This window comes from Pseudanabaena sp. BC1403, assembly GCF_002914585.1.
Lineage (GTDB): Bacteria > Cyanobacteriota > Cyanobacteriia > Pseudanabaenales > Pseudanabaenaceae > Pseudanabaena.
Genome location: NZ_PDDM01000002.1, coordinates 56,898 through 79,903 on the forward strand (window position 1 = coordinate 56,898; position 23,006 = coordinate 79,903).

14 protein-coding genes are annotated in these 23,006 nt (G+C 43.9%); 9 read left to right on the forward strand and 5 right to left on the reverse strand.

Going from position 1 to position 23,006, the window contains the following annotated elements; all coding sequences use genetic code 11:
* Window positions 1–34: 34 nt before the first annotated feature.
* Window positions 35–1,543: a bifunctional orotidine-5'-phosphate decarboxylase/orotate phosphoribosyltransferase gene (locus tag CQ839_RS02780; RefSeq protein ID WP_103666762.1), complete on the reverse strand. Its 1,509-nt coding sequence runs from the start codon at window positions 1,541–1,543 to the stop codon at window positions 35–37.
* 389 nt (window positions 1,544–1,932) lie between these two features.
* On the opposite strand from CQ839_RS02780, the gene CQ839_RS02785 reads away from it, so the two are divergent.
* Window positions 1,933–2,853: a peptidoglycan DD-metalloendopeptidase family protein gene (locus CQ839_RS02785; protein WP_103666763.1), complete on the forward strand. Its 921-nt coding sequence runs from the start codon at window positions 1,933–1,935 to the stop codon at window positions 2,851–2,853.
* 88 nt (window positions 2,854–2,941) lie between these two features.
* On the opposite strand, the gene CQ839_RS02790 is transcribed toward CQ839_RS02785, so the two are convergent.
* Window positions 2,942–3,958: an adenylate/guanylate cyclase domain-containing protein gene (locus CQ839_RS02790; protein ID WP_103666764.1), complete on the reverse strand. Its 1,017-nt coding sequence runs from the start codon at window positions 3,956–3,958 to the stop codon at window positions 2,942–2,944.
* 803 nt (window positions 3,959–4,761) lie between these two features.
* On the opposite strand from CQ839_RS02790, the gene CQ839_RS02795 reads away from it, so the two are divergent.
* From CQ839_RS02795 to CQ839_RS02805, 3 genes are all read left to right on the forward strand, one after another.
* Window positions 4,762–6,096 (forward strand): efflux RND transporter periplasmic adaptor subunit, encoded by a 1,335-nt coding sequence (locus CQ839_RS02795; RefSeq protein WP_103666765.1) that lies wholly within the window; start codon window positions 4,762–4,764, stop codon window positions 6,094–6,096.
* 440 nt (window positions 6,097–6,536) lie between these two features.
* The gene (locus tag CQ839_RS02800) at window positions 6,537–9,707 is read left to right on the forward strand and encodes a DUF4347 domain-containing protein (RefSeq protein WP_103666766.1); all 3,171 of its coding nucleotides are present in this window, start codon (window positions 6,537–6,539) and stop codon (window positions 9,705–9,707) included.
* Window positions 9,708–9,976: 269 nt separating this feature from the next.
* On the forward strand, window positions 9,977–11,680 hold the full coding sequence (locus CQ839_RS02805) for a ShlB/FhaC/HecB family hemolysin secretion/activation protein (protein WP_103666767.1): 1,704 nt from the start codon (window positions 9,977–9,979) through the stop codon (window positions 11,678–11,680).
* 480 nt (window positions 11,681–12,160) lie between these two features.
* Here CQ839_RS02805 and CQ839_RS02810 read toward each other — a convergent pair whose 3' ends face one another.
* Together CQ839_RS02810 and CQ839_RS24985 are read right to left on the reverse strand one after the other, a co-directional pair.
* Window positions 12,161–13,819, reverse strand: coding sequence for a SulP family inorganic anion transporter (locus CQ839_RS02810; RefSeq protein WP_103666768.1), 1,659 nt, complete (start codon window positions 13,817–13,819; stop codon window positions 12,161–12,163).
* Window positions 13,820–13,888: 69 nt separating this feature from the next.
* The gene (locus CQ839_RS24985; protein WP_181016070.1) at window positions 13,889–14,050 is read right to left on the reverse strand and encodes a hypothetical protein; all 162 of its coding nucleotides are present in this window, start codon (window positions 14,048–14,050) and stop codon (window positions 13,889–13,891) included.
* Between the two features lie 587 nt (window positions 14,051–14,637).
* Here CQ839_RS24985 and CQ839_RS02815 point away from each other — a divergent pair.
* The 5 genes from CQ839_RS02815 (at window position 14,638) to CQ839_RS02835 (ending at window position 21,181) form a co-directional block, all read left to right on the forward strand.
* Window positions 14,638–15,975, forward strand: a complete 1,338-nt coding sequence (locus CQ839_RS02815) for an efflux RND transporter periplasmic adaptor subunit (RefSeq protein WP_103666769.1) — start codon at window positions 14,638–14,640, stop codon at window positions 15,973–15,975.
* 14 nt (window positions 15,976–15,989) lie between these two features.
* Entirely contained in the window at window positions 15,990–17,282 is a 1,293-nt protein-coding gene (locus CQ839_RS02820; RefSeq protein WP_103666770.1) for an ABC transporter permease, read from the forward strand.
* Window positions 17,283–17,303: 21 nt separating this feature from the next.
* Window positions 17,304–17,981: an ABC transporter ATP-binding protein gene (locus CQ839_RS02825; protein WP_103666771.1), complete on the forward strand. Its 678-nt coding sequence runs from the start codon at window positions 17,304–17,306 to the stop codon at window positions 17,979–17,981.
* Window positions 17,982–18,296: 315 nt separating this feature from the next.
* Window positions 18,297–19,853 carry an NAD(P)/FAD-dependent oxidoreductase gene (locus CQ839_RS02830; protein WP_103666772.1) on the forward strand — a complete coding sequence of 519 codons (1,557 nt, stop codon included), beginning with the start codon at window positions 18,297–18,299 and terminating at the stop codon, window positions 19,851–19,853.
* A gap of 83 nt (window positions 19,854–19,936) precedes the next feature.
* The gene (locus tag CQ839_RS02835) at window positions 19,937–21,181 is read left to right on the forward strand and encodes an FAD-dependent oxidoreductase (protein ID WP_103666773.1); all 1,245 of its coding nucleotides are present in this window, start codon (window positions 19,937–19,939) and stop codon (window positions 21,179–21,181) included.
* Window positions 21,182–21,229: 48 nt separating this feature from the next.
* Here CQ839_RS02835 and CQ839_RS02840 read toward each other — a convergent pair whose 3' ends face one another.
* On the reverse strand, window positions 21,230–22,828 hold the full coding sequence (locus CQ839_RS02840) for an MDR family MFS transporter (RefSeq protein WP_258040607.1): 1,599 nt from the start codon (window positions 22,826–22,828) through the stop codon (window positions 21,230–21,232).
* Window positions 22,829–23,006 lie beyond the last annotated feature (178 nt).

Sequence of the window (23,006 nt, forward strand, 5' to 3'; positions counted from 1 at the left end):
GGGTTTGTCTACGACAAACTCGCACTCACGGTATTTAAGAATGCGACAAAACAACAAATTGTTCCTCAGTTATACGCCCTGATTGGTATAGTGTCTCATTTATTTCCGAGATTTTTAACACCGCGTGGGGTAAATATCCATTTTCTTGGATGCGATCGCATACTCCCGACTCATGATCGATAAATACGACGATATCACGAACCTTTAATCCACAGCTTTCAATTTTTTGTGCCCCTTCGATCGCACTCTTGCCAGAAATCAAGATGTCATCAACAACAACAATGGTTTCTCCTGCTTCATAATTGCCCTCGATCAAACGTCTGGCTCCATAGGCTTTCACCTCCTTGCGCGGAAAAATTAATGGGAAATTTAAACGCAATGCTAAGCCTGAAGCCGTGGGTAACGAGCCGTAGGGAATCCCTGCAATGCGATCAAATTTAAGATTTTGTAAGATCTCGGCATAAGTACCAACTACTGCATCAAATACTTGAGGATTGGAGATAATCCGCCGTAAATCAATGTAATAGGGAAAAATTTGACCAGATGCTTGCACAGTTTCTTCAAAGGTAATGCAACCAATATCAAACAATTGCAAGATGAGATTGGCATGGGGATGTCCTGCTTGATCGAGTAAACAAACATTTGGCATCCACAAATCGCAGGTGGGGCGATCGTGAGGGGTTGCCGCGATCGCCTGATTGACTTCATCCCTTAGCGATCGCACTAATTGTGCTGGTTCCCCGATCGCTAGAGCATCCTGATTCACAGGCAAAATCAGCCCGCCACCATTGGCATCTAACCCCGCATTGAGAATTTCTGCTAAGTTTTCTATACTCTGATTATTAGCCTGACCACTACCTTGGCTATTTGCCCAGATACTTCTCGCTAAGATTAAGCGCTCAGGAGCTAGCGATCGCACCTTTGCCAGAGCATCAGGATTTGCCGCACCAATCTCTAGTGCTAAACTTTCCATGCCCGCCCAAGATTGGCAATTTTGCACTACATTTAGATACAAAGGCTTCTCGCGGTTGGGATATTCTTGAAAAGCTTGAGCAGTTGTATTTGACGAATAGCAACTCACAAAAATCGCCTTGTCGGGGTACATCAAAAATCGCGCCGCCAAATCTTGTCCAATATAGGGACTTAAGGTAATCGCATCCACACCCCACTGCTCAAAGGCTGTCTTTGCCATGACACTGCTGCTATTGAGATCCGCGTGCTTAGCATCCAGAATGATCGGAATTTCTGGGGGAATTGCGGCTAAGGTTTTGGCTAATAGCTCCAAACCTCCCGCACCCAAAGCCGTATAAAAGCCCAAAGTCGGCTTGTAAGCACAGACCAGATCGGCAGTGGACTGAATAATAAAATTCATCCATTCCCATAGGTACGCCACAGTGCGATCGGGATATGCTCCAGTATTCATCTCAGAGTCATATTTGGCTTTGTACTTAGCAGGCATCACTTCAGGATTTGGATCAAGTCCCAAACACAAAATGCTCTGATTCGTCGCGATCGCAGTCCTGAGTTTCGAGGCAAAGCTCATAATTTAACAACTTATGATTGAGGAGATTTTTTGAGATTGCAACAAATATACTGCTTAGAAATTCATTATTTAGGGTTCGGCAATATTTTTGATGGCGCGGCGTAGCCGCGCCATCAAAGACTGGTTCTCTTGAGCGGAGACTGCAATAAAAAGTTGTTTTTACGGACAAGCACTTGTCCGTAAAAACAACTTTTTATCTGGATAATAATCGCGAGTTGTCATATTTCATCAAAATTGATGTAGAATCTCCCTCGTTCCTGTTACGCAAATCTTCAGAGCATTATCCCTAGCCTTCTACAAGTCTTATCACAAGACTTTTTGTGCATTTTTGTACGGCTTGTAGCTTGCTCTCAACCGTCCTACAGCGCAACGTTCCCATGCAAAACCTTATGTCTCGCTCCCACCAATTTAATTTATTGACCAATCACAAATTAGCCAATAAATCCAAATCCCTGAACCTGCGTCTGCTATCACTAGCTCTGTGTGGCTTGACTAGTAGTTTAGCGATCGCTACACCCACGGCTCACGCAAATCGTCTCGAAACCTTTGTCTATGATTTGACGGATAGCAGGATTGAGTTTTCCGTCAAGAATGACATTGAGCCGAAGGGAACTGTCATTAGCAACCCCACCCGCATCGTGATTGACTTACCAGGGATTGTCTATCAGGGACCAACGGTAAGACGACGTGTAGGAAAAGGCGTGCAAGCAGTACGAGTTGGACAGGTTGATGCGAATACCACCAGAATGGTCGTGGAGTTTTCGCCTGAAGTTAAGCTTAATCCGCAGGATTTACGTCTCAAGTCCAGACAACCAGGACGCTGGACAATGCAGCTTCCCCAAAATATTTCAGCGATCGACCTCAATAGTGTTTCTAACTTTACTTTGCCTATAACTGGTGCAGCAATTAGTTCTGGATTCGGATGGCGAGTGCATCCCATCACGGGCGAGAGGAAATTGCATAAAGGTGTGGATTTTGCCGCTCCCACAGGTACGCCAATTTTTGCGGCAGCAGATGGCGTAGTCACTTATTCAGGATGGACAGATGATGGCTATGGCAATGTTGTCGAGTTGCGTCATGAGAATGGCGAATTGACGCTTTATGCACATACCAACAAGGTGTATGTATCCAAGGGACAGGTTATTAATAAGGGACAGGCGATCGCAGAAGTCGGTTCAACAGGACGGAGTACTGGGCCACATCTACATTTTGAAATCCAACCCGATGGCAGAACTGCTGTAGATCCTATGGATTATTTACAGCTTCGCCAAGTAACGCTCGATTTGGCTTCTAATAGTTTTAAAGATTAAAAAAAGAGATGATGTGTTGAGTCTTGCGCAACACATCATCTCTTTTTTGTAGGAAAGAAAACACTCCAAAGAAGTTCTTTCTTTTTAATCATTCTGCATCTAGCTTCTGAATGTATGTGCCTAATTGAGTAAAAGTGCCAGCATAGGTAACCGTAGGAGTCGCGTAACCTTTAAGCTCCACAGAATATTGCTTTAGGGGTAGTAAAACCGCAGCATAAGGTGTATGACCGTAAGTCATAGAACCGATCGCTACATCTAGCCCTAATTGCTTAGTTGATGACTCCAATCGGAAAGCGGCATTAACCGTATCACCAAGGGCAGTGTAGTCTGGATGCTCACTAGTTCCCATTTGCCCAACCATCGCATATCCCGTGTTTACACCTGCTCCAACGCGCAATTGGAATGGTAATTCAAACTGTTGATTAAGTGCATTGCTCATTTCATACAGCTCATGCAGAGCGCGATAGACTTTGAGCATATCTTGTGTTGCCACAGTCTCTGAACCGATGCCAGCATCGTGAATCCAGACGGTCATGACCGCATCGCCAATATATTTATCTACCCAACTGCCATGACGATCGATGATCTCTCCAGCGCGACGGAACCATGTCCCGATCGCCTCTGAAAGAATCTGCTCATCCATTTGTTGAGTTAGTTTCGTAAAGTCCCGAATATCAACTACTAACACCGTAATTAGTTGCCGCTTATGGAGCATTGCCGTCGCTACTGCATCGGTGGTCTCGTCAGCTTGTGAAGAGCTAGTGTCGGGGGAAGTAATAATTTCTGGGCAGTAAAATTCTAACTTTGTTTCGCCTAGGATAATGCGATCGCCATTTTTTAAGTTCACAGGAAAGGTTACTCGCTTGCCATTCACAAACGAACCATTGCGACTACCAAGATCGATCAGAAAATAACTGCTTTCTCCAACAATTTGAAACATTGCATGGTTGCGCGATGCACATTTGTCAGACAGGGGGATATCATTTTCTGAGCCTCGCCCCAATGTCCAAGAATAAGCATTCACAAGAGGAATCTGCATCGTATCGTCAGATCTGTGAAGTACGATATGTGGTTTTTCATCCCAAATTGTGGCAGGCTGACTCACAAGGTTATTAACCCTCAAATATAAATTTACGAGTGGATCTAAGAATTTTTGCGTCTCTTTGAGTCTATGCTTTTGCTAATATACCGTTTTTTTGATGGTTGCAAGTAATCGGTCAAAAACCTAGCAATCCTAATTATGAAACCAATTTTGGGTTTTCCAGTGACTGCGGTGCAGGAAAACCCATTTTTTAAAATGAGAATTGCTGTCAAAACCCAAAACCCAAATAATAACGGTAGCGCGAAGCGCTACCGTTATTATTTGGGTTTTGGTCGCGATAATTTTGTGGCAATGATGCTGAGGGGCTGATTGACTGACAGATCTCTATAGGGGCAGGTTTAGTAGATCCGTGATTGGTTTACAGCAAAGCTTTTAGCAAAACCTGCCTCTACGGTTAAATGCGGATTTCAGCAGTTTTGTCAGTCAATCAGGCTGAGGGGTGATGCAAAATAAACGCTAATACCATAACTTATTTATAAGTAGCTAGCAGCCTGTCGGGAAAACCCAAAATCCTTGTTGTCGTACTGCCTAAAGTAGTCAAAGGTTAGAGTGTGTTATACCAAAACACAAAGTGGCGCAGCCATTTTGTGTTTTAAAACCCTTACAGGGTTTGGTTTTTAATTCACAAAAGTGTTGTCACACTTTTGTGAATTGGTATTAACGCACTGTCAAAGATAGGGTGGGTTACGCTGCGCTAACACGCCCTACAGTAAACTTATTCAGCAGAAATCTGCTTCTCTGACAGACTGCTAGCTACTTATAAATTTAATTTCACATACTGTCAGCTTTGGTCAGGCTTAATCTCGATGCAAACTACTGTTACCCCAAAACAAGAAAATAATAAGCCCAAAAGTCTTTGGAAAAAGCCTTGGTTAGTCGTAGTTTTAATCGTTGTTCTGCTAGGTGGAGGATTTATTCTCTTTCGTGCCTTAGCTGGTAAAGATCAAAGCTCAACTACGGTCAATGATAAAACTGAACAAGTTGAGTCTAAGTCTTTAGCAATCAAAATTAAATCTAGTGGCTCCGTTGTCCCGATTGAAACTGTTAACCTTAGTCCAAAACAGGCTGGGAAACTAATGGAGCTATTAGTTGAGCAAGGGGCGCGGGTAAATCGGGGACAGGTGATTGCCAGAATGGACAACAGTAACTTGATTCCGCAACTTTATCAAGCTCAAGCTAGTGCTGCTGCCAGTGAAGCTAATTTAGCAAGACTACGCAATGGTAGCCGTCCTGAAGATATTGCGGCGGCTCAGGCTAGGGTTGAGTCAGCTCGCGGTCGTTTAGATGCAGCCCGATCGCGTTTAGCTTTAACCAGTATGAAAACGTCTCGCTTTCGGGGCTTACAAACTGAGGGCGCAATTTCTAGCGATCGCTTTGATGAAGTTGTAACTGATGATCGCAGTGCTCAGGCTGACTTGCAGACGGCTCAAGCGAATCTGGTTGAGGCTACTCGTTTATTAGAAGAAACACGCAATGGCAGCCGTGTTGAAGATGTTGCTCAAGCGGAAGCACAACTTGCTCAAGCGATCGCTGGTATCAGAATCATCGAAGTCCAGATCGAAGATACGATTATTCGCGCTCCGTTTGCGGGGATTATCACCCAAAAATATGCCAATGCAGGAGCATTTGTCACGCCGACGACGACAGCTTCGGCAAGCAATTCTTCCTCATCGACTTCAATTGTGGCAATCGCTAATGGTTTAGAGATTATTGCTAAGGTTCCTGAAGTGGATATTTCGCAAATTAAAATCGGTCAAGAAGTGGAAATTGTTGCTGATGCTTTTTCATCTGAGGTTTTCAAAGGAAAAGTACGGTTGATTGCGCCTGAAGCGATCATTGAGCAGAATGTCACGTCATTTCAAGTGCGTGTAACTTTAGAGACTGGCAAAGATAAGTTGCAATCGGGGATGAATACGGATTTGCGCTTTATTGGCAAGCAAATTGATGGTGCGCTGGTTGTGCCGACGGTAGCGATCGTCACGCAAGAAGGCAAAACTGGTCTATTAATTGCGGATGAAAAGGGGCAGCCCAAGTTCCAACCTGTGACGATTGGTACAACGGTAGACAATCAGACTCAGATTTTGAGTGGTGCAAAAGTAGGCGATCGCGTGTTTGTGAAATCGCCAGCAACAAAACCATAAAAAGCTGTCTTGTCAGCCTTGCAAATCTTTTTTTGTTTGCGATCGCCTATTTTAAAAGTGATGATCATCACTTTTAAAATAGGCGATCATGCTTAATACCAATTCACAGAAGTGTTGTTACACTTTTGTAAATTGGTATAACGTCAACAAATAAGAGAAATAAGAGTTTTAGCTAATAAAAATCCTTAAAAATAGTTAAATGACATTTTATCTTATTAATAAGAAGCAAGGTTTTACCAATATATAAACGATATAAAGATGAGGTTAAATTTTTTAACGGTCATATCTTATTGATTTTACTGGGTTGAACAATTACAACTGTAAGAGCTGTAGCATACGCTACAGCTCTTTATTCTGGTTCTTAACTACCTAGCTACTCAATATCAGAATTTATAGTACTCTATATACTTAGCTATAAAGATTCTCAATATGGAAACCGTATGAAATTCTTGATCGAAGCATTAAAGAGGGGGGTAATCATAGCGATTGCCGTTGTCACAATCCAGATCGCCAGCAAAGCCCCAGCCAAGGCAGAAGGGATCGTACCCGCAGCAGACGGAACGGGGACATTAGTCTTGCCCAATGGGAAAACGATAGACATAACAGGGGGAACGCAAGCAGGAGCAAACCTCTTTCAAAGCTTCCAAGAATTCGGCTTAAGCCAAGGACAAATCGCCAACTTTATCAGTCAACCGAGCGTCCAAAATATCCTAAGTCGAGTCGTGGGAGGGAACCCATCGATAATTAACGGATTAATCCAAGTAACTGGGGGGAATGCGAACTTATATATCATTAACCCATCGGGCATTGTCTTCGGAGCAAACGCGAGTCTAAACGTCCCCGCCGCCTTCACCGCCAGCACTGCCACAGGGATTCAGGTTGGGAATGGATGGTTTGGGATTAATAGCAGCCTCGCAGAGATCAAAACTCTTGTTGGCGCACCCAACGCCTTCGCCTTTACGGGTAGCTCTACCGCAATTCCCACGGGAGAGACAAAAGGCGCGATCGTCAATCAAGGGAACCTCACCGTAGGGAATGGGAACAGTATCACCCTCGCGGGCGGAATCGTAATTAACACAGGAACGATAGAGGCTCCTAACGGCAAAATCAACATCACCGCTACTCCCGATGGAAAATACGTAAAGATCTCCCCCGAAGGAAGTTTATTAAGTCTGGATCTACCCATCGCAGACCAACAAGCCGTAGGGAATAGTAGACCGATTGAAGGACTAGACCTATCGCAATTGCTAACAGGGAGTGCCAATACTCCAACCCAAGCAGGAAGCGCCGTAATTAGTGGAAACCTAAGCGCCAAAGGCGTAGACCTACTCGCCGATCGCTATGACAGCAGCCAAGCGAACCTAAACGCCCCCAATATCCAACAGGGATGGAACGTAGTATTTATCGATAGCGCTGTCAAAGACTACCAAACCCTGATCGATGGAACCAAAGGCGGAAGCAGAATCAGCGTCATCGCCAGCAGTCAGGGCATCCAGCAAGTGACGGATACCCTTGCCAGCATCACGGGAGCGAATAGCCTGCATATCGTATCGGAAGGAAACGCAGGGAACTTTTGGCTCGGCAAAGACTTTGTGAGCAGCAGCGACATCGCCAACTATGCCGCTGAACTACAATCATGGGGCAAAGCGCTCTCGCCATCAGCGATCGTTTTGCTCTATGCCTGTAACCTTGCCAAAGGACAGGATGGAGCCGCTTTTGTGCAGTCGATTAAAGGATTGACAGGGCATGAGGTTGCCGCCTCGACCGATCGCACAGGAAGTGTTGCCTCAGGCGGTAACTGGACTTTGGAATATCAGACAGGTGGAAGTCCCGCTGCGATCGCCTTTGATAGTAAGGCAACAAATGCATACCAATATGCGTTGGCAACAAACACAGTAACGAATGTGAGCGATAGCGGCACGGGATCGCTACGTGATGCGATTACGACTGCCTTGAATGGCGACACGATCGCCTTTGCACCTAACATCAATGGACAGATCATTTACCTGACCAGCGGCGGGCTTAACATTGCTAACAGCCTCGCGATTAATGGAAATGGCAAGACAAATACGGTTATTGATGGGAGTTTAAATGGAAACACTGGAATTTTCTACATCACTGGTTCGCCTACCATCTCCTTCAACGATTTGACTATTCAGAATGGCAACTATGGTGGAGGTGCTGCTATTTTCAACAATAGCAGTGGTACGATAAATATTAGCAACAGTAACCTGTCTGGCAATTTTTCATCAGGTGGTGGGGCTATTTACAGCAGTGGAGGCACGGTAAATATTAGCAACAGCAATCTGTCTGGCAATAATGCCTCTTTTGGCGGTGCTATTTTCGGCATTAACACCATACTAAATATTGACAACAGCATCCTGTCTGGCAATACTGCTGCTGTGGGTGGTGCGATTGTTGCTCAAGGTGGTGCGCTAAATATTAGCAATAGCACCCTGTCTGGTAATTATGGTCAATCTGGTGGTGGGGCTATTTACGCCATTGCCCCAATATCCATCAGCAATAGTACCCTATCTGGCAATTCTACGGATGCTTATGGTGGGGCTATTTACCAAAATGGTTCCACCTTGGATATTACTAACAGTACCCTGTCTGGCAATTCTGCTGTTTTTTATGGTGGGGCTATTTTTAATTATGGCATCACATTATCAATAAGCAATAGCACCCTGTCTGGCAATTCTGCTGTGGGTGGCGGTGCTATCTTTAATGCTTACGGTGCGGTAACAGTTAACAGCAGCACGATTAGCAATAACTCAGCCGATTCATCATCAACTGCCATACCTTACAATACAGGTGGTGGTATCTTCAACTTCTTTGGCACGGTCAGCCTTGCCAATACGATCATCGCCGCCAACTTTGATACCAAAAATAATTCAGGAACGGGAACGCTTAGCCCCGATGTATGGGGCGCGTTTGTCGATAATGGCAACAATCTCATCGGTGATACTACGGGCAGTACGGGCTTCACGACTAGCACACTCTTAGGCAATGCCAGCAACCGCCTCGATCCGCAACTTTCCCCCCTCGGCAACTATGGCGGTCGTACGCAAACCCATTTGCCCAAGCCCACTAGCCCCGTCATCAATGCGGGAAATAATGTAACCGCAAGCGTAGATCAAAGAGGCTACAGCCGCATCGTGGGAGGAGTGGTTGACATCGGAGCTGTGGAAGTTCAGGGCTATACTATTTCGCCTGTAAACGGCAACAATGGCTTTCAGCTTACGGAAAACAATTCCAATACGCCAATTCCGAACATTCCCATCACGGTTACCGTTACTTCTTCTTCAGGAGAAACGACATCCTACACCACCACTACCGATGCCTCAGGTATCGCAAGTTTGCAATCCTTGCCAACTAGTCTAGGCACTTTTACGATTAGCGGCGCGATCTCAACCAAGGCTCCCGTTACATCTAATTCCATCACGATTACTAATGCTTCTGTGTCAAATAACGCTTTCTTGCCAACTAACACTTACAAATCACCAAGGCAAGATGCCGCAGATAAGGAAGTTGATGGTCATCATACTGATTGCTCGCAAAATTCGAGTGGAATTCTCGATCAAAAATGTCTCACCACTATCTCTAAATAATGGCGAGCTAACTTGCGATCGACCGCGAATGAATTGCAACCAATTCCCATCGCCTTCAAATAAAGACATTCTTAAAACCCATTTAAGAATTGTCTAGATCCCCCAGCCCCCCTTAAAAAGGCTACCTTGTACAAACAAGTCGGACTTACCCCCTTTAATTCCCCCTTGCAAAGGGGGAAGACTAGAAATCTTGTTCCCTCCCCTTTGCAAGGGGAGGGTTAGGGTGGGGTAATTTCTTTTTAATTTAGAAAATCAAATAGAAAATCGAAATGAATAGCCCGAACGCCTTCATCCCCTTTGTTGTTACATTGTCGAGTTTTTCGATCCTTGCCACTATTGCTTGCAACTCGCGCCTCATGGAAGCATCGGCATTAGAACAGAAAGATATCCATTTCCTTAATGCTCCCAAAAGTTCTAAGTTAGTAGGGAATGAAATCGCGCCAGCGCCCACCTCACCCTTATTAGTCGCAGAGGCGATCGCTATCAAAAAGGTTAATGTCATCGGCAGCAGCCTATCAGACAATGCCGACTTCAGCAGCGCGATCGCCAAAATATCCGCAACCCTTGAAGGCAAACAAGTATCCGCCGCAGAAATCCAAAAAGCCGCACGATCGATATCCCAACTTTATGCCGATCGCGGCTATACAACATCTCGCGCCGAAGTTGATTCCAATCAAATTGTCGATGGAGTTGTCACCATTCGCGTAATTGAAGGCAGAATTGAAAAGATCGAAATTCAAGGCTTAAACAATACCAATCCCGATTATGTGCGATCGCGCCTTGAGTTAGGTATCGGTATTCCCGCCAATACCACCAAAATCGAAGACCAGTTGCGATTGCTGCGAGCAGACCCAATTTTTAAGAATGTCGAAGCCAGCCTGAAAGCAGGGAGCCAGACCGATAGCAGCATTCTCTCCGTAAAATTAGAAGAATCCAATCAATTTGGTGGATTTGGCAGTTTTGATAACTACTCTCCCCCTGCGGTAGGTGCGGAACGCTTGGGCGCGGGACTACTCTATCGCAATGTCACGGGCAATGGTGATACCCTCTCGGCGGCCTATTACAGAACTACCACGGGAGGCTCAAATCAATATAGCTTTTCCTATAATTTGCCGCTCAATCCCATGAATGGAACTCTGACGCTGCAATATTCGCCCAGTAATTTCCGCATCACCCAAACTCCTTTTGATGCATTTAACATCAATGGTAATAACGCTCAGTACGATGTCAGTTTTCGACAACCGTTAGTGCGATCGAGCATCGAAGAATTTGCGCTGACCTTGGGCTATAACTATCAAAACGGGCAAACATTTTCCTTTAACGATCTCGCCACGCCCTTTGGTACTGGACCCGATGCTAATGGCGTTAGCAAAACCAGCGTACTTCGCTTCGGGCAGGACTATACCCTGCGCGATCTTTCGGGTACTTGGGCTTTGCGATCGCAGTTCAATCTCGGTACAGGGCTATTCGGTTCGACCTATGTCACTACTCCTAGCGGCTCGTTTTTTAGCTGGCTCGGACAGGTGCAGCGCTTGCAGTCCTTAGGTACGGACTCTTTGCTGATCGCTTCTTTGGATGCCCAACTATCTGCCGATCCCTTGCTGCCTTCGCAACAGTTTATTATTGGGGGCGGTCAGTCTCTGCGTGGGTTTCGTCAAAATGCCCGATCTGGCGATAATGGTATTCGATTTTCGCTAGAAAATCGCAATACAATCGCTCGTAACGAGAAAGGTGCGTCAGTCCTGCAAATTATCCCCTTTCTAGATGCTGGTGGCGTGTGGAATAACTCTAAAAATCCCAATACCTTGCCTGCTCAAAATTTCTTGGCTGGTGGTGGTGTCGGGTTTCTATACACGCCAGTGGAGCGCCTAAATTTGCGTTTGGATTTCGCTATTCCCTTTGTCAACCTCAGCGATCGCGGTACTAACGTGCAGGAGCAGTCATTATATTTCAACCTCAGCTATCAATTCTAGGTTCTCTTTCTCCATACCCAGTGCGATCGGTTCTCAATCTATAAAATTGAGAACTGATACCTTAGAAACTATTTAAGAATTACTTTCTGCGGTCAAAAACTCTAAGAGATCCCCCTCAATCCCCCTTAAAAAGGGGGAAGAATTTAATTCTCCCCCCTTTTAAGCTACCGTGTACACACAAGTCAACTGTCTTCGTTTCGATGGATCTAAGCCCCCTAAATCCCCAATTCTGGGGGACTTTGAAAGAAATTTTATTTTCTTGTCCCCCCAGAATTGGGGGCTAGGGGGCGATTAATTGTTGACTTGACTGGATTTTATGACTTGTGTGTACACGGTAGCTTTTTAAGGGGGGCTGGGGGGGATCTAGCTCAATTCTTAAATGGTTTCTAAGAGATAGCTAGGACAAAATAAAACCCAAATTAATAAAGGCGGAGCGAAGCTCCGCCTTTATTAATTTGGGTTTTATTTCCTACGCAAAGCTTACATTGCTATATTTGGGACAAGTTTATGGAGGGCTGTTTCAGTTGATTCAAAGCAATTTTCACGTCCAATTTCGGCGAGCAATCCACTGCGGTCTAAAAGCTGCTCGACTTCTGGTCGCAGAGCGCTCAAAATCAATTGACAATCATGACGTTTTAGATCGTGAAAAATCTCTTCTAGTGCTACTAAGCCAGTAGTATCCATACTTGGAACATAGCGCATTCTTAAAATTAGATACCTGACCTCAGGGGCATCTCGCAAGAAAGTGACAAATTGCTCCGCCGCACCGAAGAACATCGGACCATCGATCCGATACACCGCAATATGCTTACCAAAACCTATGGGAACTCCAGAGGGAAACACGCTATCTTCTGGCATTTTTACGAGACTCAGCTCACTCATGCGCTTAATAAATAGAATTCCCGCTGCAATCAGTCCCACTTCCACAGCCAGTACCAAGTCAAAACAGACCGTAACCAGCCATGTAAGCATCATGACGCTGAAATCAGCGTAAGTTGTATGTAGCAGCAAGCCGATCGCTTCCCATTCCATCATTCTGATACTGGTAATCATCAGAATCCCCGCAAGGGCTGCCAAGGGAATTTGTGAGGCTAAAGGTGCGAAGACAAGTACAATGAGTGCTAAAGCAATACCATGAACGATTCCCGATAAGCGAGTTTTGCCACCAGCACGAACGTTAACAGCAGTACGTGCGATTGCTCCAGTTGCAGGAATCCCGCCAAAGAATGGCACGATCATATTTGCTAACCCTTGCCCAATTAGTTCTTGATCGCTATTGTGCCGATCGCTAACGCTCATACCATCAGCAACAACAGCAGCTAGCAAAGATTCAATGCTACCGAGTGCAGCTAGGGCGATCGCAGGATCGATCAACTGGCGAACTAGACTAAAATCATTCCAATGGGGAATTGTTTGCGGCATTGGTAAAGACTGGGGAATGATCCCAATCGTTGGCACTTCGAGATTCCATAGCGATTTGGCAATTACTGCTGCGATCGTGGCGACTACTAAACCAACTAAAGAGCCAGGCACGGATTGATTAACCCGATTCCATAATAGTTTGGAACCGATAGTCAGTAATGCTAAAGCGATCGCTAACCAGTTATAGCCTTCTAGATGGGTGAGAGTTTGCCAGAGAGACTGTAAGAAGTGCTCCTGATTTGGTAGATGTAAACCGAAGAAGTTATTTAACTGTCCGCAAAAAATAATTACCGCGATCCCATTGGTAAATCCTGCGGTAACAGGGTAGGGCATATACTTTACCAAACGCCCTAACTTGGCTACACCAAGCGCAATTTGGATCATCCCCGCCATTACACCAGCAATCCAAACTTTCTCAATGCCATATTTAGCAACGATTCCGACCAAAACCACTGCCATCGCCCCTGTTGGGCCAGTAATCTGCACTGGCGATCCGCCAAATATAGCGGCGACAATGCCCGCCACAATAGCTGTATAAAGCCCAGCTTTGGGCTCGACACCACTTGCCACTGCAAAGGCTAGAGCCAATGGCAATGCTACAACTGCGGCGGTTAGTCCTCCTGTCAAGTCCCCACGAAAGTTATTAAAAAATCCCTTGAAACGTGAATTTTTAGGATCTCCATCTAGATTATGATCTAATCTTCCTGTTTGTGTCATGAGATTCTAATTACTCCAATTTTTGCAGCGATTTCAGCATTTCAACCCCATGATTATTCAGACCTACGCTTATCGATGGAGTGAATAATAATCAATTCGCTGCCCGTAGTTTTGAGCATGGATTTGAGCGTTGATTGCGGCAGGTGTGACACCAACAATCATTACAGTTGTTATGCCTGAAATAAAGCTAGTAGAAGATGAGAACTTATCAAAAAAATTATTTAGGTTCATATATTTTTTTCTAAAGCTTGTAGCTTTACATGAATTATCTTCACATATATAAGTTCTAATTTGTGCTTGAAATAAATGGTAATTGTATAACTTGTTTAAGAAGTATTTAAATCATTACATTGATATAAATGCAAGCTTTATGTCTTAGCTATCTCTTATACCAATCCACAGAAGTGTGACAACACTTCTGTGGATTAAAAGCAAACCCTGTAAGGTTTTAAAAACACAAAGCGGCGTAGCCGCTTTGTGTTTTGGTATTGTATTTCCATATTAGAAATTATTTTTTGAAAATCCATTACAATGCTTTCTTAATTGAGTTATTAATTTTTGATGCATTTTTATACTGGTTATACAACTCAAACATTTATATATACATTATTTCAAACATGCTTATGGCATATTTAAGTTTAGCTATAATTTTGACTTGCTTAAACTTAGATTGAAGTTAAAATTTTAAATCTAATTTTTCAAGTTATATTTTATTTGCTTTCTCGGTAAATCACTTTACTCCTAATTCCAAAAATCATCCAACATTAATATTTTATTTAATCGAGCCAAAAAATACTAAATTAGTAACCCATAGCTCCATGCAAAAATTAGAAGTATTACCCCAAACTGCTACCTTAAAACATAAGGAGACTATTAAGCCAAAGTCAAAAACAAAGCCTTGGCTATTTGGGTTATTTATATTGATCCCCATGATGGGAGTTGGATATTTTGCGTATAACCAACTAGTGATAGTTCCCCAACAGCAGGCGAAGAATAAAATTCAAACAGCGCCCGTTGAGCGTAGTAACCTCACAATTTTGGTTTCAGCAAATGGAACTGTGCAACCACAGCAATCTGTAAATGTGAGTCCAAAGACTTCAGGAATCTTGAAGCAATTACTGGTTAAAGAAGGTGATGTCGTCAAAGCTGGACAGATTCTTGCTTATATGGATGATACGAATCTTCAAGGTCAATTGCTTCAATCACGGGGAAATCTGGCGGCGGCGGAAGCTAATCTGCAAAAGGTAATCGGTGGCAATCGTCAACAAGCGACGGCTCAAGCGAATGCTAAATTACAGGATTCTGAATTTGCCCTGCGCTTAGCTGAGAATGATTTACAGCGCAATCAATCGCTAAATCGGGAAGGAGCTATTTCTAAACAGGCTTACGATACGGCGCTAACAACTCGCGATCGCGCTCAAGCACAGGTCAAACAAGACCTCGAAGCTCTCGATCTTTCACAAGCGGGATCGCAACAGGAAGACATCGATGAGGCTAGCGCTCAAGTAATGGCAGCGCAAGGATCGTTGCAAGTTATCCAAGCAAATATCGATGATATGGTGCTAAGAGCGCCCTTTAGCGGCACGATTGGGCGTAAATTTGCCGATCCTGGAGCCTTCGTAACTCCGACTACTTCGGGTAGTGCGGTTACTTCGGCAACCTCATCTTCTATTTTGTCTCTCGCGTCAGCAAATCAAATCGTAGCTCAGGTCGCTGAAGCGAATATTTCCCAAATCCGTCTGGACTTAGAGGCGACAATTCAAGTAGATGCCTATTCGGGTAAAACCTTTACAGGAAAAGTCACTCAAATTGCTACTCAGTCCGATGTGACACAGAATGTGACCAGCTTTCAAGTAAAAACATCAGTTCCCGATCCTGAAGGATTGTTGCGATCGGGCATGAATGTAAACGTGCAGTTTAAGGCTGGAGAGCTAACGAATGTGTTGGTAGTTCCTACGGGAGCGATCGTCGAGCAGAATGGCGCTCAGGGAGTGTTTGTTGCTAATGATAAAGGTGGTTCGGCTTTTGTGCCAATTACAGTCGGGACAACGGTGAACGATAAAACCGAAGTGAAATCTGGGCTAACTGGAACCGAACGAGTTTTACTCAGCTTTCCATCAGGAACTCGCAAGGTTTCGACCCCTAATGGCGGTTAAGGAGCCTTCTCACTATGCAAAAATCTCAATCAAATTCTCAATCCTCCAAGCGATCACTTCACAAACGTAAAGTCTCTTTTAGTCAAATTCTGATCATGTCCGTCGAAACCCTTTGGGGTAACAAACTGCGGACTGGTTTAACCATGTTGGGCGTGATTATTGGTATTTCTTCCGTGATTGCCATTACTTCCATCGGACAAGGGGTACAGAAACAAACTGAACTCACAATTCAGGAACTCGGAACCAATGTAATGCTAGTCCAAGCAGGAGCGGCGAGAACAGGGGGGATTAGTCAAGGTGATGGTTCGGCTAGTACGCTGACATGGGAAGATGCGAAAGCGATCGCCAAGCAAGTCCCAGCAGCTAAATCAGTTACGGCATATTTACAGCGTGGCGCTATTCAGGTAGTGCGAGGCAATATCAATATTTCTACCATCCTAGTTGGAGCAGATTTGAACCTTCCAGCGATCAGAAACATTCAAGTTCAAGAGGGACTCTATTTTAATCAGTCAGATTTGGAAGCCGCTAAGCCTGTGGCGTTCCTTGGTTCCACGGTGAGAGATAAATTATTTAAATCTGGTGAAAAGGTAATTGGCGCAGATTTGCGGATTAGAGGCAAGCGTTACACCGTAGTCGGAGTAGCCGAATCAAAGGGAACGATGGGTGGGCAAAGCATGGACGATGTAATCTATATTCCTTTGACCAATATGTCAGCCCAAATTGTCGGCAACAATGCTTTAACGGGTGTGGCAATCAATGGATTTTGGGTAGAAGCCAGCGATCCCGATCAACTCAATTCGGCTCAGTTTCAGGTAACAAATATTTTACGGCTGCGACATCGCATTCGTCCACCGATCCTTGATGATTTTGTGATTACAAATTTGGTGGATATTATTAGCACCTTCGGCAGTGTGATGGGTTATTTAACTTTGATGGTGGGAGCGATCGCAGGTATTTCTCTGGTAGTGGGAGGCATTGGTATAGCTAATATCATGCTGGTCTCGGTGATGGAACGAACGCGAGAAATCGGGATTCGTAAAGCTGTAGGCGCAACTGGTAGAGACATTTTGAGGCAGTTTTTGACTGAATCAATTCTCATCTCCACAATCGGCGGTGTAATTGGCGTAGGGTTTGGCGTGGGATTGGCTTTGGTCGCGGCAGCCATATTCAACTTTCCGTTTATTGTACCGTTGTGGTCAGTTGGTACGGGGTTCACACTCTCGCTAATCGTTGGTATTTTGGCAGGTGGAATCCCCGCAAGGAATGCAGCGAAATTAGACCCGATCGCTGCCCTTCACAATGAGTAATTACGATAGAAGTAAATCACTATGGCAACTATGATCGCGATCGAAGACATTACCAAGACCTTTCACTTGGGAGAACTAGATGTACCAGTGCTTAAGGGAATTAATTTTTCTGTAGAAAATGGCGAATATGTTGCTATTATGGGCGCTTCAGGTTCAGGAAAATCGACCCTGATGAATATCATTGGCTGTTTAGATCGCCCCACTAGCGGATCGTATATTCTAGACGATAGAGACCTGACTACCCTAGATGATGATGAGCTTGCCGATATTCGCAATCAGTATATTGGCTTCGTGTTTCAACAATTCAACCTCTTACCAAGGTTGACCGCCTTAGAGAATGTAATGTTGCCAATGATTTATGCCGATGTATCAAGAACAGAAAGAATAGAATCGGCAACAGAAGCTTTAGAGAAAATGGGATTAGGCGATCGCTTAACTAATCGTCCTAGCCAACTGTCGGGAGGACAACAACAACGAGTGGCGATCGCAAGGGCATTAGTAAATCATCCTGCCTTGGTCTTGGCTGATGAACCAACAGGAGCATTAGATTCTAAGACTTCCCGCGAAATTATGAAATTGCTAACGGAACTAAATCAACAGGGAACCACGATCGCGATCGTTACCCATGATGCCTCAGTTGCAGAACAGACCAAGCGAATCATTAATATGCAGGATGGTGTCATTGTGGAGACAACGTAAGTCCTGATAGAGTGTGGCGGCGCTTAGCGCCGCCACACTCTATCAGGACTTACGTAAAACGACTTGAAAACCTTATTCATTGGTAGGGGCAATTCATGAATTGCCCCTACCAATTGTGGTTAGTGCGTAAATCCTATCTATGATTCAATTACGTTTTAAGTCGTAATCAATCAAATCATTCAAGAAACCAATCATTGACCTATCAAAGTATCTAGAGAACCCACTTCTCAATTGTTTTGAAATGAACAAGAGATAGTTAGGTAGGGATTTACAAATGAAAAGATTGTTGAAAGGTTTTATGATTGGTGATGCATTATGAAAACCGATTACTTGATAGTTGGTAGTGGTCTGTCAGCCTTGACCTTTGGTGCTTTGATGGCACACTCAGGCAAAACTGTCCAAATCCTTGAAGCCCATGAACATGCTGGTGGATTTGGGCATACATTTACGATGGCAAAAAAATATAAGTTTAATGCCCAGTTTCATTATGTCTGGGACTGTGGCGAAGGACAAACGGTGAATCGGGTACTAAAAAAATTAGGATTAGAGAAAGAAGTTACCTTTGAAAGTTACGATCCTCAAGGCTTTGACCATATGAGGATGCCAGACTATGCCATCGATATTCCTTCAGATCCAGAGGAACTAATTCAGCGCTTATCTTTGCTATTTCCCGAATCTTGCGATCGCCTCCGCCAATTTGTCAACGCAGTAGAACAGACAGGGCAAGGCTTAAAAAAATTATCACCGCCACTTAATCCCATAGAATTACTAAAACATCCAATTGAGGTATTTTCTACGGTGCAATATCTCAATAGCACTCTGCAAGATGTATTTGACAAGTTTCAACTTCCCCAAGCTGCTCAAACTTTACTAGCTCTCCAATGGCTAGATTTTTTACTACCGCCCAATCAACTCTCTTTCTATGCATGGGTGGTGTTATTTCGAGGCTACCAAGCAGGAGCCTATTATCCAACCCAGCATTTTGAGCATGTGATCAACTCGTTGGTTAAGGTGATTGAATCTAACGGAGGGCAAGTACTCCTAAATCATGAAGTCACAAACTTTAGAGTAACAAATAGAACTGTGACAGGAGTTCAGGCGATGAATCTGCTGAGCCATCAAACCGATGAGTTTGTTGGTGATACAGTGATTTGCAATATTGACCCTAAAAAAGCCGCCAAGATGATTGGCGAAGCACAATTCTCTAAAACAGTGCGTCGAAAACTCGACTATGAATATTCGGTATCTAACTACATGGCTTATTGTGTGGTTAAAGATATTGACCTGCGCGACTATGGCTTTGGCAAATGGAATCTCTTCCATACGGGACATCAAAATCTCAATGAAGCCTTTGCTCAAATGTACGATCGCCATGATTTTTCTAATCCTAGTTTTGCGATCACTACTCCCACTTTACTTACCGAATCAGGTGAAGACTGCCCCGAAGACAGTCAGATTGTCGAATTTCTCACGGTGGCGAATTATGACTACTTCAAGCAATTACTGGAGTGCGATCGCCAAGCTTATAAACTCAAAAAGCAGGAGATTTTCGATTCCATTCTTGATGTGGTCGAAGACAAATATGTACCGAACTTTAGAAAGCATATGGTTTTTCACATTACGGGTAGCCCGACAACCAATGAGAGATTTTGCTGGTGTCCCAATGGTAATTCCTATGGTTCTAGTTTGACCCCTCGGAATATGGGGTTAGGTCGCTTAAATCACGAAACTTCACTCAATCATTTCTATTTCTGTAATGCTTCATCTGGCTACCCTGGGTTTGCTCCTACGATTTGGACTGGTGCATTGCTATATCAGCGATTATCAGGTGATGTGATTTTAGGCGATCTTCCAAATCCCAAAAGCCATTAAAAATGTTGCTTTGCAACATTTTTAATGGCTTTTGGGATTCTTTATCCATTTTATTGACTTATTGATTAACTGAGAATTCCATTATGAAAATCGCGATTATTGGCGGTGGCGCTAGTGGCATGGCTACAGCCTACCTCCTCGATAAGCAGGGACATCAAGTTACAGTTTTTGAGCGACAAGCAAGTTTAGGTGGACATATTCGGACATTGAACAAGAATGTGCAACCAAACCAATCAGACTGCCAAGAGATTTTGGAATGTGGGGTAATCGAATTTCCCGCTACATTTCATCACTTCTTAGGGCTAATGCAGGAGTTAGAAGTAGAACTAGAACCTGTTGACATTGGCTCGGCAATGTTTTTTAAAAATGGAAGTCATTATCTATCAAAAGTCACAATTCAGAATAACTTTACAGGCTTTCGTCGTCTTATCGAATATTTACGCATTGATACTCTCTATGCACGTTCCGCAAAATTATGGCTAAGGATAAGATTTGCGACTGCAAAAGATTTCTATAATCAGCCATTATCCCAATATTTGAAACGTCCTTGTACTCGCAATACTTGGCTAAAGTTGCTAGTTATGTATAGTTATTCTATGCCTTTGGAGATGATTGATGATTTCCCAGCAGAATTAGCGATTCCTGTTTTACGAGATGATGTTGCGGTCAAATGGCTCAGAATTCAAGGTGGAGTTTATTCCTATATTGAGAAAATCTTGGCGAAATTTAAGGGAAAGATTTTGCTAAATGTGGAAGTCGATCGCATTGTCAGAAGCTCAAATATTATAAAAATTATTCAATCTACAGGTGAAATTGAGGAATTTGATAAAGTGGTATTCGCCACACCGCCCGACCAAGTTACTGCCCTATTAGCCAATCCAACTACATCAGAAATCAAACGATTTTCCCATTGGCAGCCTAATTATGTAGATAGCGTAGTCCATAAAGATGCTTCCATTTACGATCGCTATGGCATCAAGCAACCTTCAGAATTTGATTTCTTTCAAACAGATACTCGCTGGGGCTATAACAGTTATCTGAATCAGCTTTGCAATATTTCATCTCCTCAAAAATATTTCCTGTCTTACCAACTAGAAGAGATAATTGCTCGCGATCGCTATATTCATATCCAAAAGCATCATACTCCTTTGTATACTACAGAATCTTTTCGATACCGAGATGAAGTAGTAGCCACTAATGGTGAGAATAATACTTACCACGCGGGAGCTTATCTCGGTGATGGTTTGCATGAAGGTGCGATCGCCTCAGCCTATCGAGTCGCTGAACTGATTGGCGTAGAACAATTTGAGGTTTTGTTATGTAGCTAAGAACCTAGACAAGCGTACCGCCCGCTACGCGGGCGGTACGCTCTCTAGTTAATGACCGCCACCAGAAGTATCTGAGACTCGCACCTTCTTAAAAAATAAGACCGCCACTCCACTCAACAACAATGCAAAGCCGACAAAATAGAAACAATCATTAAAAGCCATCACATAGGACTCACGACTCACCGTACTCGCGATCGCTTGAAAAGCCTGAGACTGGGCTGTATTAAAATCTGCCCCCTTACTCACAAACAACTGTGTCAAAGTATCTACTCGTTGCTGAGTTTCAGGATTATACAGAGAGATCGCATCACCCAAACGATTAGAATGGAACTTTTCGCGCTGGGTTAGCAAAGTCGCCAAAGCCGCAATCCCAAAAGAGCCGCCTAAATTACGCATCATATTAAATAATCCACTAGCCGAACCCGCTTGTGACTTTGGTAAACCAGCAGTAGCGACAGCCGACAGAGGAACCATAATTAGCGGTTGACCCATTGCTTTGACTAATTGTGACCAGCGTAACTGATCGATGCCACTGAGATTGGTGAGATCGGAGTTCATAAAACAGCTAATTGAGAACACAATTACGCCCACTCCAATTATCAAACGGCTATCCAAAAGCTTAATTAACTTTGGTACAAAAGGAATCAAAAATAATTGTGGAATTCCAGCCCACATTAATACTTCACCAATTTGCAAGGCATTATATTTCTGGATTTGGACTAGATATAGAGGCAAAAGATAAATGGAACCATATAGCCCTACTCCCAGCGAGATGTTGACGATACTTGCCAGACCAAAATTGCGATCGCGTAGTAGCCGTAAATTAATAAATGGCTGTTTGCGCGTTAATTCGATCCAGAAAAATAGGGCTAGGAATGTAGCTGCGATCGCACCGAGAGTGATAATCAATGATGAGCTAAACCAATCCTTGCGCGAACCTTCTTCTAAAACCACTTGCAAAGAAGCTAAACCGATCGCCATCGAAATAATTCCCCACCAGTCGCCTTGCTTGAGCAATTCTGGTTTCGGTGCTTGCTGCTTGATGCCATACCAAACACCTGCAAGGAGTAATAATCCGGGGATAACATTCAAATAGAAGATATAGTGCCAGCTATAATTATTGGTCAGCCATCCGCCCAAGGTGGGACCAATCGAAGGCGCAAATGTGGCGGTAATTCCGAATAGTGCCATGCCCACAGGCTGTTTGGATGGTGGCAAGGTTACTAACATATTTGTAAATGCCATCGGGATTAAAATCCCTCCTGTTGCTCCTTGAAGGGCGCGAAAGACAATCATCGATGACAAGTCCCAAGCGGAAGCACAGCAAATCGAAAAGAAGATAAATAAGGCGGCATTCACCAAGATGTAACGACGGATCGAGAATACCTGCGATAACCAACCTGTCAAGGGAATCACCACAATCTCAGCGACAAGATAAGCGGTAGAAATCCAAGAACCTTCTTCTAGAGTTGCACCTAAGGCGGCTTGGATATCTTGGAGTGAGGAGTTGGTAATTTGAATATCCAATACTGCCATGAATGCGCCCAACATACTGGCGGCAACTCCTATCCAGATTCTTAAGGGCACATAATCTAGTGGGAGCGTAGATTTTGGGCGTTGATTGGTAATTGCATTGATGTTCGGCAAGGTATTGACTAGTCTTATCTATATACCGTACTTTGACCGACTAACACTTGATTTGCTGTATGAATTGATTGATTACGATATAAGTTGTAATCATTGCGATCGCCACTTGTTAACTGCGATAAAACTTAGGATCTTTTTCTAAGGGAAGTAACGATAAAAATTCTTTGCGGTGTAATGT